Origin of the sequence: Variovorax glacialis (assembly GCF_051216375.1) — a bacterium.
Classification (GTDB): Bacteria; Pseudomonadota; Gammaproteobacteria; order Burkholderiales; family Burkholderiaceae_C; genus Variovorax.
This window is the reverse complement of the sequence record NZ_JBPJZT010000007.1, coordinates 236,543-250,312: the sequence shown is the minus strand read 5'-3', so window position 1 is coordinate 250,312 and position 13,770 is coordinate 236,543. Positions and strand designations below refer to the sequence as shown.

Below are 13,770 nucleotides of genomic sequence, written 5' to 3'. Positions count from 1 at the left end.
AGCAGTATTGGATGGCGGATGCCGAACAGCTCGGTGATGCGCGTGCGAAACGCCATCGCCGTCAGCTCACCTGCCGGAGTTGTCCGGCCCAGTGCGGCGCGCGCAGTTCGCGCTTGAGCACCTTGCCCGCGGCGGACAGCGGCAGCGCCTCCCGGAACTCGATGGTCTTCGGGCACTTGTAGCCGGCGATGTGAAGGCGGCAGTGATCGTGCAGGCCGGCATCATCCACGTCCGCGCCCGGCTTGCGCACGACCACCGCGTGCACCGCCTCGCCCCACTGCGCATGCGGCACGGCGATGACCGCGCAGGCCTGCACGGCCGGATGCCGGGCGATCACGTTCTCGACCTCGGCCGAGTACACGTTCTCCCCGCCGCTCACGATCATGTCCTTGAGCCGGTCGACGATGAACACATGGCCGTCCTCGTCCATCCTCGCGCCGTCGCCCGTGTACAGCCAGGCTTCGCGAACGGCGCGCGCCGTCTCCTCGGGCTTGTTCCAGTAGCCGCGCATCACGTTGGGACCGCGCACGATCAGTTCGCCGACTTCGCCGCGCGGGACCTCGCGGCCCTCGCCGTCGACCACCATCACGGCCACGCCCGGACTCGCGCGCCCCGCCGAACGCGACAGGCCCGAGGCCCGTCCTGACGCACCGTGGTTTTCCGGCGGATTCGAGGTGACGCCGCCCGCCTCGGTCAGCCCGTAGGAATGGGTGAACGCCACGCCCGGCCACAGCGTCATGGCGCGCTCCAGCACAGACTCCGCGATCGGTGACGCGCCATAGATGATGCGCCGCAGGCTGTCGAGACGGAAGCAATCGAACTCGGGGTGTGTGATGAGCGCCTGCAGCATGGTCGGCACGAGCAGCACATCGGTCACGCCTTCGCGCTCGATCGTCTGCAGCACCTCGCGCGCGTCGAAGCCCGGCACCAGCACATGGCTTTCTCCCGCGACGAACTGCACCAGCGCCCGGCCGATGCCGCCGATGTGGAACAGCGGCGCCACGTGCAGCGCAATGCTCGGCCCCGGCGTCAGCGGCGTCTGCACCAGCCGCTGCATGCAGATGGCCCACAGGCTGAAGTGGGTGTGCATCACGCCCTTCGGAAAGCCGGTGGTTCCGCCGGTGTAGAGGATGCAGGCCAGGTCGTCGCCTGCGCAACCGGCATCATCGACCGGCGCCGCCGCGGCGATCAGCGTCTCGTAGCGCAGCATGCCTTCGGGCGTCGCGCCCTCGCCGGTGTGGATGAAGACGGGCACGCGCTGAGCGCTCGCGCGGATGCCCTCGACCCGGCTCAGGAAATGATCGTCGACCAGCAGGATGCCGGTATCGCAGTCGTCGAGCGAATAGACCATCTCGGACACGCTCCATCGCGTGTTGACCGGGTTGAGCACGCCGCCGGCCCACCACACGGCCATCATCTGTTCGAGCCACCGGTCGGCGTTGAGGCCCAGAACGCCGATGCGGTCGCCCTTCGACAGGCCGATGCGCTTGAGTGCGGCGGCCAGGCGCGCGACGCGATCGCCGAAGGTGGCGAAGGTCTGGCGCCTCCCGTGGAAGGTGGTGGCAATGCGATCGGGCGTGGACTGGATCGAGCGCTGGAGCGCGAGCGTCATGGACATGGCGGGGCCTTCAATGGACGAGGGTCGTTGCTTCGCTGGACGATGCGGCGCGCGCTTCCTGCTCCTGCAGTTCGCGCCATGCGATCTTTCCGGTGGGCGACTTCGGCAGTTCGTCGACGATCTGCACGATGCGCGGCGCCTTGTAGGCGGCCATGTGCTCGCGGCTCCAGGCCAGCAGGCTGGCACTGTCCTCGCGGGAACCGTCGCGCAGCGTGACCACGGCCTTGACTGTTTCGCCGCGACGCAGGTCGGGCGCGGCGATCACGCAGGCCTCGAGGATCGACGGGTGCGCATGCAGGGCGGCCTCGACCTCCGCCGGCCAGACCTTGAAGCCCGAGGCGTTGATCATCCGCTTCAGGCGGTCGCGCATGAAGACGTAGCCTTCCTGGTCCATGCTCGCGAGGTCGCCGGTGCGGAAGAAGCGCTTGCCGTCCCGCACGAGGAAGCTCTCGGCATTGGCCTGCGCATGGTTCCAGTAGCCCAGCATGATCTGCGCGGCATGCACCACGATCTCGCCAACCTCGCCTTGCGGCACCGATGCCAGCGTTTCCGGATCGACGATGCGCAAGTCGACGCCGAAGGTGGGCACGCCCAGGCAGCCCTTCTTCGGCTGGTGCATCGGGTTGGCGCAGAGGAAGTTGGCGCTTTCGGTCAGGCCGTAGCCCTCGACATAGTCCAGCCCGTAGCGGTTCTTGAGGATGTCGTTCACGTGCTGGGGCGTGGCGGCCCCGCCGCCGGTGACCACCGCCAGGCTGGAGAGATCGCGCCGCTCGATGCCGGGCTGGGCGAAGAAGTCGACCAGCATGGCCGGCAACGCAGCCCAGAAGCTCACCCGGTGACGCTCGATCAGCAGGGCCGCGGCCTCGCGGTCCCAGCGCGGCATCAGCACGATGGTGCCGCCCCAGAAGATCGCCGAGTTGACGTTGTTCTGCAGGCCCAGCAGGTGGAACAGCGGCGCCACCGCCAGGTACACCGACGACGGGTTCGTGCGGCGCCACAGCGAGGAGCCGACGCAGGACGTCATGACCGTGCGGTGCGTGTGCACGCAGGCCTTGGGCTTGCCGGTGGTGCCTGATGTGTAGGGCAGCATGCACAGGTCATCGGGGCCGGCGCGGTGCGGCGCGGGCACCCGGTCCTGCGCCAGCGCGTCCTGCCAGCAAGCGGCGGATGGCGGCAGCGCGACATCGGCCATTCGCGTGCGCACCCAGTCGGGCGGCGGCAGCGCCGGGTCGGAATCCGCATCGTCGCCGAGTGCGTCGCCGTAGGCATGCACTACGAGGCGGCGCAGCGCACCGGTGCCGACCAAGGGTGCGATGCGGTCGAGCAGTTCGCTGGCCACGAAGGCGGCCACCGCGCCGCTGTCGCGCACGATGTGTTCGAGTTCGTCCCGGACCAGCATGGCGTTGACCGGCACGAAGACGGCGTCGGCACGCAGGATGGCGAAATAGGCGGCGATGAACTGCGGGCAGTTCTGGCTGAACACGATCACCCGGTCGCCGGGCGCCACGCCGCACACCGCCTGCAGGTAGCCGGCCATGGCCTCGGCTTCGGACAGAAGCTCGGCGTAGCCCACGGCATTGCCGAAGAACTGCACCGCGGTCTTGGCCGGGTAGCGCCGGGCCGAGATCTCGAGGTTCCGGAACAGGCTCGTCCCCGGGATGTGGGCTTCCCGGGGCAAGCCGCCGCGAGCGAGCGCCGGGTCGATGTGCAGGGCTCCGCTGGGGCGTTCGATCACGCCTGCAGGCGTGGGGCACGGGTGGATGGCGCTGGGTACTTGCATGGTGGCGTCCGGTTCTGCCTCGTCTCTTGAATGGCTTCGAGTAGAACGCGCGCCTCCAAAGGCGCTGCCACCCCGAACGGGTGGCAGGGTCGGGCAACGGGAGCCACCCCGGCCACCCGCCCGGGGTAGTGCCGTCGCGGCGCGATTCGGGGACCATGTGCCAGCCCATTGCACAGGACACGCACCCCACCATGGATCTGCCTACACCTTCCGCCCCCGCGCGCCGCCTGCTCCACACGCGCGAGATCATCTGCAACGGCTTCCTGCGCGACGACGGCCTGGTCGACGTGGAAAGCACCATGCGCGACATCTCGCCCTGCGGCTCCGACCTGTTCTTCAAGCCGCTGGGTCCGGGGGAAGACCTGCACCGCATGCGCATCGTGCTGACCGTCGATGCGGAACTCGTGATCCGGGGCATCCAGGTGAGCACGGATGCCGCCCCCACGCCCTGGTGCGCCGAAAGCAACGCCGTCTACGACGCCCTGGTTGGCATGAAGATCGGCCCGGGATTCACGAAGAAGGTTCGTGCCCTGGTGGGCGGCGCCAAGGGCTGCACCCACCTCACGGAGCTGATGGGCCCGGCAGCGACGACGGCCATGCAGACATGGTTCGCACTTGGTCGCGAGAGGGGCGGACTGCGCGCCGCGCATGCCCGGCCCGGCCCCCTGCCGCGACCGGCGCTCGCCAATACCTGCCAGGCCTATCGCAGCGAGGGCAAGGCGCTCGAGGCGATCTGGCCGCTGCACCGGCGCGCAGTCGAAGCAGAAGATCGGTGAATCGCGGCGGTCCATCCGCCATCACCCCAAATGACGATTGCCGGGCTCTCGAAACTGCCGAATACTTGAGCACCGGTCAACGTGGCCGTTTGGAGTCAGCAAAACATGGACACGCCTACCGTTGCAACCCGGCTGCGCCAGTTCGACGACCTTCCGGGCCCGCGCGGCGTGCCGGTGTTCGGCAACCTGCTTCAGGTCGACTCCACCCGGCTGCACCTGCAGATGGAGAAGTGGTGCGAAGAGCACGGTCCGATCTTCAAGCTGCGCCTGGGCCCCCGCCGCGCGATCGTGGTGGGCGACCATGAGCTGATCGCTGCCGCCCTGCGGGACCGCCCCGACGGTTTTCGCCGCACCACCAAGTTGCAACAGGTGTGGAGCGAACTCGGGCTCGCAGGCGGCGTCTTCGGTGCCAATGGCGAGACCTGGCGGCGCCAGCGACGGATGGTGATGGCCGGCTTCGACCCGGGCAGCGTGCGGCGCTATCACCCTGCGCTTCAGCGCGTCGCGCAGCGTCTGATCCAGCGATGGCAGCAGGCTGCGCGCCAGGGCGCCACCATCGACCTGCAGGCCGACCTCATGCGCTTCACCGTGGACGCGATCGCCGGCCTGGCGTTCGGCGCCGACGTCAATACGCTCCAGAGTGACGAAGACGTGATCCAAAAGCACCTGAACCGGATCTTTCCGACCGTGTTCAAGCGCATCTTCGCGCCGCTTCCGCTGTGGCGCTGGTTCCCGTCGGCCGAAGACCGCGCGCTGGCGCACAGCGTCGCGGAGGTAAACGTGGCGATCGACGGCTTCATTGCCGAAGGACGCAAGCGGCTGGAGGCGAATCCTGCCCTGCGCGAGCATCCCACCAACCTGCTGGAGGCCATGCTGGTGGCTGCCGACGAGCCCGACAGCGGGATGGACGACCAGCAGGTGGCCGGCAACGTGCTGACCATGCTGCTGGCCGGCGAGGACACCACGGCAAACACCGTGTCCTGGATGATCCACCTGCTGTGGCAGAACCCGGAGGCGCTGGCCAAGGCCACCGCCGAAGTGCGCCGCGTGTGCGCCGACGGCGAGCCGCCCGCCGTCGACCAGATCGCGCAGCTCGACTACGTGGAAGCCTGCGCCCACGAGACGATGCGCCTGAAGCCGGTGGCACCGCAGAACGCCATGCAGGCCATCCGCGACACGACGCTGGGCGATGTGCAAGTCCAGGAAGGCATGGTGGTGATCGCGGTCATGCGGCGCGACGCGGTCAGCGAAACGTACATTCACGATGCCGACCGCTTCGAGCCGGAACGCTGGCTGGCGGACGGGCACCCCGGCCAGAGCGCCAGTTCGGCCAAGCGGATCTCGATGCCCTTCGGCGCCGGCCCGCGCATCTGCCCCGGGCGCTATCTGGCACTCATCGAAATGAAGATGGCGATGGCGGTCCTGTTGAGCCACTTCGACATCGAGGACGTGGGCACGGTCGACGGCAAGGAGCCGCGTGAACTGCTCCAGCTATCCATGGCGCCTGTCGGCCTGACCATGAAATTGAAGGCGGTCTAGCCTGGACATCGCCCCCAGGCTTGCCCACTTCGTGTGGCCGCCTCCCCCCTCTCCGGGCGCAACCCCTGCGGCCCGGCGGAGCCGGTTCCGCGGGGTTCCTGGCGCTCTCTCGACGCTTCAGCTTCCGGCCTTGTTCGGATCCCGCCAGGCGCGCTCGAAGGGGAGGCGCCATGCGTGCGGCGCGATCAGCTGGTGGATCGGCTTCGGGCCCCAGGAGCCGGGTTCGTAGAGTCGCACCGGCGGCGGCGTTTCTAGCAGGTGCGTCGAAACCTGCCACAGGCGCTCGATGCCCTCGGCGGTGGTGAACAGGGTACGGTCGCCGCGCATGGCATCCAGAATCAGGCGCTCGTAGGCCTCCAGCACTTCGCCGACCAGCCCGGTGTCACGCATCGCGAACTGCAGGCTGAGCTTGTCCAGCCGCATGCCCGGACCGGGTCGCTTGCCGTAGAAGGACAGGGACATCTTCGACGCGTCCGCCAGGTCGAAGGTCAGGTGGTCGGGGCCCTGCGAGCCGACGCCCGATCCCGGCGGGAACATGCTCTTTGGCGGCTCGCGGAACGCGATGGAGATGATGCGCTGGCCCTCGGCAAGGCGCTTGCCCGTCCGCAGGAAGAAGGGCACGCCGGCCCAGCGCCAGTTGTCGATGTGGCACTTCAGCGCCACGAAGGTCTCGGTGTCGGAATCGGGGTCGACGCCCTCTTCCTGCCTGTAACCGCTGTACTGGCCGCGGACCACGTCCGAAGGCGAAATGGGCAGCATGCTGCGGAAAACCTTGTTCTTCTCCTCGCTGATCGGTGCCGGTTCGAGCGCCGTCGGCGGCTCCATCGCCATGAAGCCGAGGATCTGGAACAGGTGCGTCACCACCATGTCGCGGTAGGCGCCGGTCTGCTCGTAGAAGCCTGCGCGCTTGCCGAGGCCGAGCGTCTCCGGCACGTCGATCTGCACGTGGTCGATGAAGTTGCGGTTCCAGATCGGCTCGAAGAGGCCGTTGGCGAAGCGGAAGGCCAGGATGTTCTGCGCCGGCTCCTTGCCGAGGAAATGGTCGATGCGGAAGATCTGCTCTTCCTTGAACACCTCGTGCAACTGGCCGTTCAGGAACACCGCGCTCGCGAGGTCGGTGCCGAAGGGCTTCTCCATCACGATGTGCGAGCGCTCGACCAGATCGGCCGCCCCCAGCATGCGCACCACCGACAGGGCCGCGCTCGGCGGCACGCTCAGGTAGTGCAGGCGCCGGCATTCGGGTGCGCCGAGCGATTGCTCGGCACGCTCGACCGCCTCCTTGAGCGCCTGCGCACCGCCCGAGAGCGGCACGTAGTCGAGGATGCCCGCGAAGGCGTCCCATGCCGCCGGCAGCACCTTGCGGCTGCCGAACTCGTCCAGCGCACTGCGCGCGACGGCGCGGAAGCCCTCGGCGTCGAGTTCGTCGAGCGAGACGCCGATGATCCGGCAGCCAGGTATGAAGCCCGAGCTGCAAAGGTGGAACAGGCCCGGCAGCAGCTTGCGTCGCGCCAGGTCGCCGGTCGCGCCCACCAGCATCACGACCTGGGGGAAGCGGGGACCGACGCCGGGAGGGATCTTGGCCATTCTTGTCACCTTGCATCGTTATCGTGCCGGAGGGCAAGCGATTTTGATGCCAGGCGACGTAAGTCGCTCAGTTCCTCTGCATGAGCTGTTCGAGGATCTGCGGATTCTCGAGCGTCGAGATGTCCTGCGTGATGGTCTCGTCCTTGGCGATCGACCGCAGCAGGCGCCGCATGATCTTGCCGCTGCGGGTCTTGGGCAGGTTGTCGCCGAAGCGGATGTCCTTGGGCTTGGCGATGGGGCCGATCTCTCGGCCCACCCAGTTGCGCAACTGGGTGGCAATGGCCTTGGCCTCGTCACCGGTCGGGCGCGAGCGCTTGAGCACGACGAAGGCGCATATCGACTCGCCCGTGGTGTCGTCCGGCCGGCCCACCACGGCCGCTTCGGCGACCAGGTCGGTGCAGGACACGAGCGCCGACTCGATCTCCATCGTTCCCATGCGGTGGCCCGAGACGTTGAGCACGTCGTCGATGCGGCCTGTGATGGTGAAGTAGCCCGTCTCCGCGTCGCGGATCGCGCCGTCGCCGGCGAGGTAGTAGCCCTTGAGCTCCGGCGGGTAGTAGCTGCTCTTGAAGCGCTCCGGGTCGCCCCAGATCGTGCGGATCATGCTCGGCCAGGGCTTCTTCACCACCAGGATGCCGCCCTGCCCGTTCGGCACATCGTTACCGGTCTCGTCGACGATGGCCGCCGCGATGCCGGGGAACGGCAGCGTGCACGATCCGGGCACCAGCGGCGTGGCACCGGGCAGCGGCGTGATCATGTGGCCACCCGTCTCGGTCTGCCAGAAAGTGTCGACGATCGGACAACGGCCGCCGCCCACGTGCTTGTGGTACCACTCCCAGGCGGCAGGATTGATCGGTTCGCCCACCGAACCCAGGATGCGCAGGCTCGACAGGTCGTACCGGCCGGGATGCACCTTTTCATCGGCTTCGGCCGCCTTGATGAGCGAACGGATGGCGGTGGGGGCCGTGTAGAACACCGAGACTTGGTGGTCCTGGATCATCTTCCAGAAGCGGCCCGCGTCCGGGTAGGTGGGCACGCCTTCGAAGACGACCTCGGTCGCGCCCAGCGACAGCGGGCCGTAGGCGATGTACGTATGGCCCGTGACCCAGCCGATGTCGGCGGTGCACCAGAACACGTCGTCGTCCTTCAGGTCGAAGGTCCACTTCGTCGTCAGCGCGGCATGCAGCAGGTAGCCGCCGGTCGAATGCTGCACGCCCTTGGGCTTCCCGGTGGAGCCCGACGTGTACAGCAGGAACAGCGGGTGCTCCGCGCCCACCCACTCAGGCTCGCAAACCGCTGGTTGGCTTTGCGTCTCCTCGTGCATCCAGTGGTCGCGCGACCCATCCCAGGCGATGTTCCCGCCCGTGCGGCGATACACGATCACATCCTTCACCGATTCGCATCCTCCAAGCGAGATCGCCTCGTCGACGATGGCCTTGAGCGGCAAATGCTTGCCGCCGCGCGCCTGTTCGTCGGCGGTGATCACCATCACCGCGCCCGCGCCCTCGATCCGGTCGCGCAGGCTCTGCGCCGAAAAGCCGCCGAACACCACGGAGTGCGTGGCACCGATGCGCGCGCAAGCCTGCATCGCGACCACGCCCTCGACGCTCATTGCCATGTAGATGACGACGCGGTCGCCCTTCCTCACGCCACGAGCCTTCAGCGCATTGGCCAGACGGCAGGTGCGCGCCAGCAGGTCGCTGTACGTCACGCGAGTGACCTGACCATCGTCCGCCTCGAAGATGATCGCGACCTTGTCGCCCAGGCCACGCTCCACCTGCCGATCGAGGCAGTTGTACGAGACATTGAGCGTGCCGTCCTCGAACCACTTGAAGAACGGCGCATCACTGTCGTCGAGCGACTTCGTGAAGGGCGTCTTCCAGCTCACGAACTCGCGTGCCAGCCGGGCCCAGTAGGCGCGGTAGTCGGCATCGGCCTCGTCCACGAGGGCTTCGTAGCCCGACATGCCGCTGACGTGGGCGTCGGGCATCGCGGTTTCCGGCAGCGCAAGGCTGATTGCTTCGTTGTTGCTCATGGTCTCGATCCTTGGTTTACGTGAAAGATGAGTGAAGGGAAATTCAGTCGTCCGCGTGCGCTCGCAGCCAGCTTGCGACGGCGGCGGCACTGCGGAAGTCGTCGCAGGCGCGGGCGGGAATGGACGGAAAGGCCTTGTTCCACATGCGCGTGAGCGCCTGACCGGGCCCTATCTCCAGCACACAGCGAACCTGGCGCGCCGAGACGTTTTCCATGCATTCGTCCCAACGCACCGTCTGCGCGGTCTGGGCGGCGAGCGCGGTCTTTGCAGATTCGGCATCGCGGATGCGATCGCAGGCATTGCTGAACAGCAGGATCCGCGGTGATCGGAAGTCTACGGTCGACAGGGTCTGCGCGAAGCCCTCTGCCGCGCCCCGCATCCACGGCGTGTGGGAGGCGACATTGATTCGCAGGCGCGTGCATTGCGCGCCCTGATGGGCTGCCATCATTTCCGCCCTCTCCAACGCAGCCACGGGGCCGCCGAGCACGAAGCTGTCGAGGCCGTTGCGGATCGCGAGCGCCAGGCCGGTGTCGCCGCGCAACTTCTCCATCGCGGCAGCCGGCAGGCCGTTGATTGCCAGCAGGCCCCCGGCCTCCCGGGCAGCACTCCTGTCCATGGCCGCGGCGCGCTGCGGCGCCAGCGCCATCGCAGTGGCCCCGTCGAACACGCCCGCCGCACTGAACGAAGCTAGCTCGCCAACGCTGTAGCCCGCGACCACCGCGGGCTGCGGCACCATGGGGATCAACTGCGCCCAGGCCGCGAGCGCAAGACCGGTCAACAGTGTCTGTGCGTTGGCGTTGTTCGCCGCCCAGGCCGGATCGGCAAGGCTGCGACGCCAGTCGCGCACGCCGAGCTGCGCCTGCACGTCGTTCACGCGTTCGTCATCCGCCAACCAGGGCAGCATGTCGGGATGCTGCGTCCCCTGGCCGGAGAAGAACACGGCAAAGCTCATGGCGCCGCACCCATGCGTACGACCCAGCACGCCGCGGCAAGTGTGTCGGCCGCACCGCCCGGAGAGAGCCGACGGGCGACGAATGCTTCCGCGATAGCTTGCGCTTCCGCAAGGCCGCCGGCCCTGGCAACGCCGCCCCTGTCGATGAACCCTTGCGCCATGCGCTGCGCATCGCGCAATCCGGAGAGGCCGCCACGGTGCGCGAGATTGCTGTCGTCCAGAACGGCCATCACATGGAACAGCGTATCGAGCCGCGCCAGTTGCGGCGACAGGCCCCGCGCAAGTCCGCTCGCCAATGCCGGCACTGCCACCTCGAACAGCACCGGAAAGCCCAGCGCCGCTTCCTCCGAGGCGCCACGCAGGCCCAACTGCCGCGCTGCGATACCGCCGGGCAAGGTCGACACGCGCTGGCTGCGCGCCATCAGCGCGTCGCCCCAATGCAGACGCAACGCCGCGCGCAATTGCGATGCATCGATGGGACCCTCGCACTCCCGCGAAACCGCACCAGCGGCCGCGCACAGGAGGCCCAGCATGAAGATCGCGCCGCGGTGCGTGTTGATCCCTCCGGTGGCCGCCAGCATTCGCGCCTCGGCGGCGATGCCGCAGCGTTCGAGTTCGCCGAACGCGGCGCCCGCATGACCCGCTTCGGCAATCCGTACGAAATAGCCGCGCAAGGCGAACAGGCTGCGCATGAAGGTGTGCGCATCCATGTCCTGATGGCTGCCGTTGTCGACCAGCGTGACGAGGCCCGGCTTTGGCGTCAGCGCGAGTTCGTCGTGCAGCGCCAGCGTGGCGGCGCGGCCGATCGCCGTCGGCGTGCGCGGCGCTCCTTGGTGCAGGGGCAGGCGTGCTGCGTTCATGCTGCAATCGCCGCGATGCGGTCGCCCTCGCACCAAGCGGTGTCATGCCGCAGCGCCGAGCCCGTGAGTCGCTTGACCATCACGGCGCGCACCCGCCCTGCCCGCCATTCGACCCACTCGCGCCACGCGACCGCAGTGCCATCGGGGAACAAGAGTTCGCCATCCAGTCTTGGCTCTACGCCGGGGAAGCAAAGCAATTGGCTGGCAACCGCGTCCGCATGTGCGGCATCGTCAACCGCCACCCAGACGTCCAGATCGGAGCCCGGCCGCACGTGATCGAGACCGCTGACTGCTTGCCAACCGTAGCTGCCGTAGACGTGCGCCGTGGCATCGCATGCTGCGAGTCCCGCACGCAGATCGCTGGCCGCAAGACGTACGGAAAGCGGCAAGAGCGACAAGACCTCGCCGAGGTCGGCAAATTCATCGAAGCGGTTCACTGCGTTCGACGGAAGCTGCAGCGCGATGCGCCGCCGTCCCCACGCCGCCGGCGCAGGCAAGCCCAGGGCGATCAGTCCGGCGGCACCCGGGTCGTTCGACTGCCGTGTCACGACCAGCGGCAATCGATGTGCAGCCCAGTGCGTCAGGACATCGCGTGCCTGCGCATCCCAGGGCCGCGCGAGCACGGCGGCCCAGCCTGCCACGGTCAGGCGAGCGAGTCGATGACGACGCAGCGGTTCCACGTTGCCTCTCCTGCGCGTCAGGCCGCTGCCAGCACGCGCTGAACGACCGACGCCGCCAGCTTGCGGCCGCCGCGCTCCGCCCCGTCTTGCGCCCGCGTGTCCTCCACCGGCGTGTCGGCCAATGCATCGCGCAGGGCCTTCCGCAAGTCGCCTTCCCACAATGCGCGAACGCCGCCCATCGCCACGTAGTTGCCCACGCCCGGCGCAAACACCGGATTCGATTGCGACAGCGCCGTGAGCGTCTCCTCCGACAGCTTGGTGACCCGCGCCATCGCAGGAATGCGCATCACGCGGATCTCCGCTTCCGGCAAGGCGTAGCAGCCGTCAGCGATCAGCCCCGAGGTGATGAAGCCGCCCGAAAGCGCCTGGTCATACACCAGGCCGATCACCTGATGGCCCCGCCGCCGCGCCAGGTCGATGCACATGCCCAGATGCGCCATCGCGCGATTGATGCCCAGGGTTTCGTCACGCCGGCGCAACTGCTGGCCCTGCGTGTCGATCGGCAGCAGGATGGCCCGCCCCGGATGCCGGGCGATCGTGTCGAGGATGACGCGGGCCTGCGCCAGGGCCAGCGCAACGCCGATCGGCGCATGGTTCGTCGTGCCGACGACCGTGAGGGGACGGCCTTCGAAGATCACATCGCCCTTGAGGAAATCGCCGGCGGCGCGCATGCCGTGATAGGACCCGAAAAGCTGGGTCACGAGTGCATTCCAGTTCATGTTCGTTTCGCCTTTCATGCCGTGCGCAACGCGCGCACCGCGCCTACATCCAGTTCGGGCACGCACTCGGCTTGTTCGATGCCGAGTCCGTGCCACAGCCACGTGGCCGAATCCGCACCGCCGGTTTCCAGCGGAAGCAGATGCAGTCGCGTTTCGAGCAGCGCGTGCTCGGCTTCGAGCGATTCGAGCGTCACCGGCCGCGACCGGTCGAGCGCGGCGATGGCCGCGGCGCGAAAGTCCTGCACGTCGTCCTCGACGAGCGCGTCGCAGTCGCCGGTCAGCCAGCGGTGCTTGCCGCCGCTGGTGCGCCACACCAGGGCCCGATCGCGCGAGTCGTATTCCTCCACGCCATGCGAGGCCTCGATGACTTCCGGCCCCGACATGGCCAGCCGCCCGACATCGCTCATCACGATGAAGTCGGCGCAGCGCGCCACGATGCCCATGCCGCCGAAGCAGCCGTTGGCGCCGCCGATGAGCACGATCACCGGGATGCCGGCGGCGCGCACGTCCAGCACGGCGCGCATCGCTTCCGACACTGCGATCAGGCCGGCATTGGCTTCGTGCAGGCGCACGCCGCCGGACTCGGCCAGCAGCACCACCGCCTCGGGCCGGTCGCGCAAGGCGCGGCGCAGCATGCCGACCAGCTTGGCGCCGTGCACTTCGCCGACCCCGCCGCCCATGAAGGCACCTTCCTGCGCGGCGACGAAAACTTCATGCCCATCGAGCTTCGCGTGCCCGATCGCCACACCATCGTCGAAGGCCGATGGCACGCCGAGTTGGGCCAAATGCGGGCTGGTGAGCCGCTCGGACGGCGGAATCCATTCATGAAAGCTGCCCGCATCGAACAGCAAGGCAAGGCGCTCGCGCGCGGAGCATTCGGCGAAGCTGATCATGAGGAGGCTCCTTGAGGTAATTCGGCGACGGCCTGGTCGAGCCGCAGGCTCACCACGGCGGGCGTCGCGCCCATGTCGTTGATCGAGACGCGCAGTCCGCCCAGCGGATGGCGCGCGAAGAAGTCGTCGGCAACGGCCTGCCAGATCGGGCCGAAGCCGCGCGCGGAGGTCTCGACGCGCACCAGGCATTGGTCGTCGACCGAAGCCTCGAGCATCACTTCGAGATTGCCCGAGCCCACCACGCCGACGAGCACCGGTTCGAATGCGCCGACGGGACGCCCGCCTGCGAATGAGAAGTCCAGGGTTTCGATCCCCACGGGAATGTCGCTCATGT

Annotated in this window: 12 protein-coding genes; 2 read left to right on the top strand and 10 right to left on the bottom strand. The window is 68.1% G+C overall.

What is annotated here, in order from left to right; translation table 11 throughout:
- Positions 1-61 precede the first annotated feature (61 nt).
- A complete protein-coding gene (locus ACSFBL_RS20270) occupies positions 62-1,618 on the bottom strand; it encodes a long-chain-fatty-acid--CoA ligase (protein ID WP_435517609.1) in 1,557 nt (518 codons plus the stop codon).
- Between the two features lie 10 nt (positions 1,619-1,628).
- The gene (locus tag ACSFBL_RS20265; protein WP_435517608.1) at positions 1,629-3,398 is read right to left on the bottom strand and encodes a long-chain-fatty-acid--CoA ligase; all 1,770 of its coding nucleotides are present in this window, start codon (positions 3,396-3,398) and stop codon (positions 1,629-1,631) included.
- Between the two features lie 191 nt (positions 3,399-3,589).
- Between ACSFBL_RS20265 and ACSFBL_RS20260 the strand changes: the two genes are divergently transcribed.
- Together ACSFBL_RS20260 and ACSFBL_RS20255 are read left to right on the top strand one after the other, a co-directional pair.
- Positions 3,590-4,174 carry a DUF2889 domain-containing protein gene (locus ACSFBL_RS20260; RefSeq protein ID WP_435517607.1) on the top strand — a complete coding sequence of 195 codons (585 nt, stop codon included), beginning with the start codon at positions 3,590-3,592 and terminating at the stop codon, positions 4,172-4,174.
- Between the two features lie 105 nt (positions 4,175-4,279).
- Positions 4,280-5,713: a cytochrome P450 gene (locus tag ACSFBL_RS20255; protein WP_435517606.1), complete on the top strand. Its 1,434-nt coding sequence runs from the start codon at positions 4,280-4,282 to the stop codon at positions 5,711-5,713.
- Positions 5,714-5,830: 117 nt separating this feature from the next.
- Here the strand turns inward: ACSFBL_RS20255 and zwf are convergent, their stop codons facing one another.
- The 8 genes from zwf to mdcC form a co-directional block, all read right to left on the bottom strand.
- A complete protein-coding gene (gene zwf, locus ACSFBL_RS20250) occupies positions 5,831-7,297 on the bottom strand; it encodes a glucose-6-phosphate dehydrogenase (RefSeq protein WP_435517605.1) in 1,467 nt (488 codons plus the stop codon).
- 67 nt (positions 7,298-7,364) lie between these two features.
- Complete coding sequence (gene acs / locus ACSFBL_RS20245; protein WP_435517604.1) at positions 7,365-9,332, bottom strand: acetate--CoA ligase; 1,968 nt, start codon at positions 9,330-9,332, stop codon at positions 7,365-7,367.
- A gap of 43 nt (positions 9,333-9,375) precedes the next feature.
- Positions 9,376-10,284, bottom strand: a complete 909-nt coding sequence (locus ACSFBL_RS20240; protein ID WP_435517603.1) for an acyltransferase domain-containing protein — start codon at positions 10,282-10,284, stop codon at positions 9,376-9,378.
- The gene (locus ACSFBL_RS20235; RefSeq protein ID WP_435517602.1) at positions 10,281-11,144 is read right to left on the bottom strand and encodes a triphosphoribosyl-dephospho-CoA synthase; all 864 of its coding nucleotides are present in this window, start codon (positions 11,142-11,144) and stop codon (positions 10,281-10,283) included. The genes ACSFBL_RS20240 and ACSFBL_RS20235 overlap by 4 nt, the downstream gene beginning before the upstream one ends.
- Positions 11,141-11,824, bottom strand: coding sequence for a malonate decarboxylase holo-[acyl-carrier-protein] synthase (gene mdcG, locus ACSFBL_RS20230; RefSeq protein ID WP_435517601.1), 684 nt, complete (start codon positions 11,822-11,824; stop codon positions 11,141-11,143). Before mdcG ends, ACSFBL_RS20235 begins: the two co-directional genes overlap by 4 nt.
- Positions 11,825-11,841: 17 nt before the next feature.
- A complete protein-coding gene (locus ACSFBL_RS20225) occupies positions 11,842-12,543 on the bottom strand; it encodes a biotin-independent malonate decarboxylase subunit gamma (protein ID WP_435517600.1) in 702 nt (233 codons plus the stop codon).
- Positions 12,544-12,557: 14 nt separating this feature from the next.
- Positions 12,558-13,436, bottom strand: coding sequence for a biotin-independent malonate decarboxylase subunit beta (locus ACSFBL_RS20220; protein ID WP_435517599.1), 879 nt, complete (start codon positions 13,434-13,436; stop codon positions 12,558-12,560).
- Positions 13,433-13,768: a malonate decarboxylase acyl carrier protein gene (gene mdcC / locus ACSFBL_RS20215; RefSeq protein ID WP_435517598.1), complete on the bottom strand. Its 336-nt coding sequence runs from the start codon at positions 13,766-13,768 to the stop codon at positions 13,433-13,435. The genes ACSFBL_RS20220 and mdcC overlap by 4 nt, the downstream gene beginning before the upstream one ends.
- Between the last annotated feature and the right edge of the window lie 2 nt (positions 13,769-13,770).

Excerpts from the sequence above, each read along its gene's own strand:
- ACSFBL_RS20240 (WP_435517603.1), bottom strand. The coding sequence starts at position 10,284 with ATGAGCTTTGCCGTGTTCTTCTCCGGCCAGGGGACGCAGCATCCCGAC.
- ACSFBL_RS20255 (WP_435517606.1), top strand. The coding sequence starts at position 4,280 with ATGGACACGCCTACCGTTGCAACCCGGCTGCGCCAGTTCGACGACCTT.
- ACSFBL_RS20220 (WP_435517599.1), bottom strand. The coding sequence starts at position 13,436 with ATGATCAGCTTCGCCGAATGCTCCGCGCGCGAGCGCCTTGCCTTGCTG.
- ACSFBL_RS20265 (WP_435517608.1), bottom strand. The coding sequence starts at position 3,398 with ATGCAAGTACCCAGCGCCATCCACCCGTGCCCCACGCCTGCAGGCGTG.
- ACSFBL_RS20260 (WP_435517607.1), top strand. The coding sequence starts at position 3,590 with ATGGATCTGCCTACACCTTCCGCCCCCGCGCGCCGCCTGCTCCACACG.
- ACSFBL_RS20235 (WP_435517602.1), bottom strand. The coding sequence starts at position 11,144 with ATGAACGCAGCACGCCTGCCCCTGCACCAAGGAGCGCCGCGCACGCCG.
- mdcC (WP_435517598.1), bottom strand. The coding sequence starts at position 13,768 with ATGAGCGACATTCCCGTGGGGATCGAAACCCTGGACTTCTCATTCGCA.
- zwf (WP_435517605.1), bottom strand. The coding sequence starts at position 7,297 with ATGGCCAAGATCCCTCCCGGCGTCGGTCCCCGCTTCCCCCAGGTCGTG.
- ACSFBL_RS20225 (WP_435517600.1), bottom strand. The coding sequence starts at position 12,543 with ATGAACTGGAATGCACTCGTGACCCAGCTTTTCGGGTCCTATCACGGC.
- ACSFBL_RS20270 (WP_435517609.1), bottom strand. The coding sequence starts at position 1,618 with ATGTCCATGACGCTCGCGCTCCAGCGCTCGATCCAGTCCACGCCCGAT.
- acs (WP_435517604.1), bottom strand. The coding sequence starts at position 9,332 with ATGAGCAACAACGAAGCAATCAGCCTTGCGCTGCCGGAAACCGCGATG.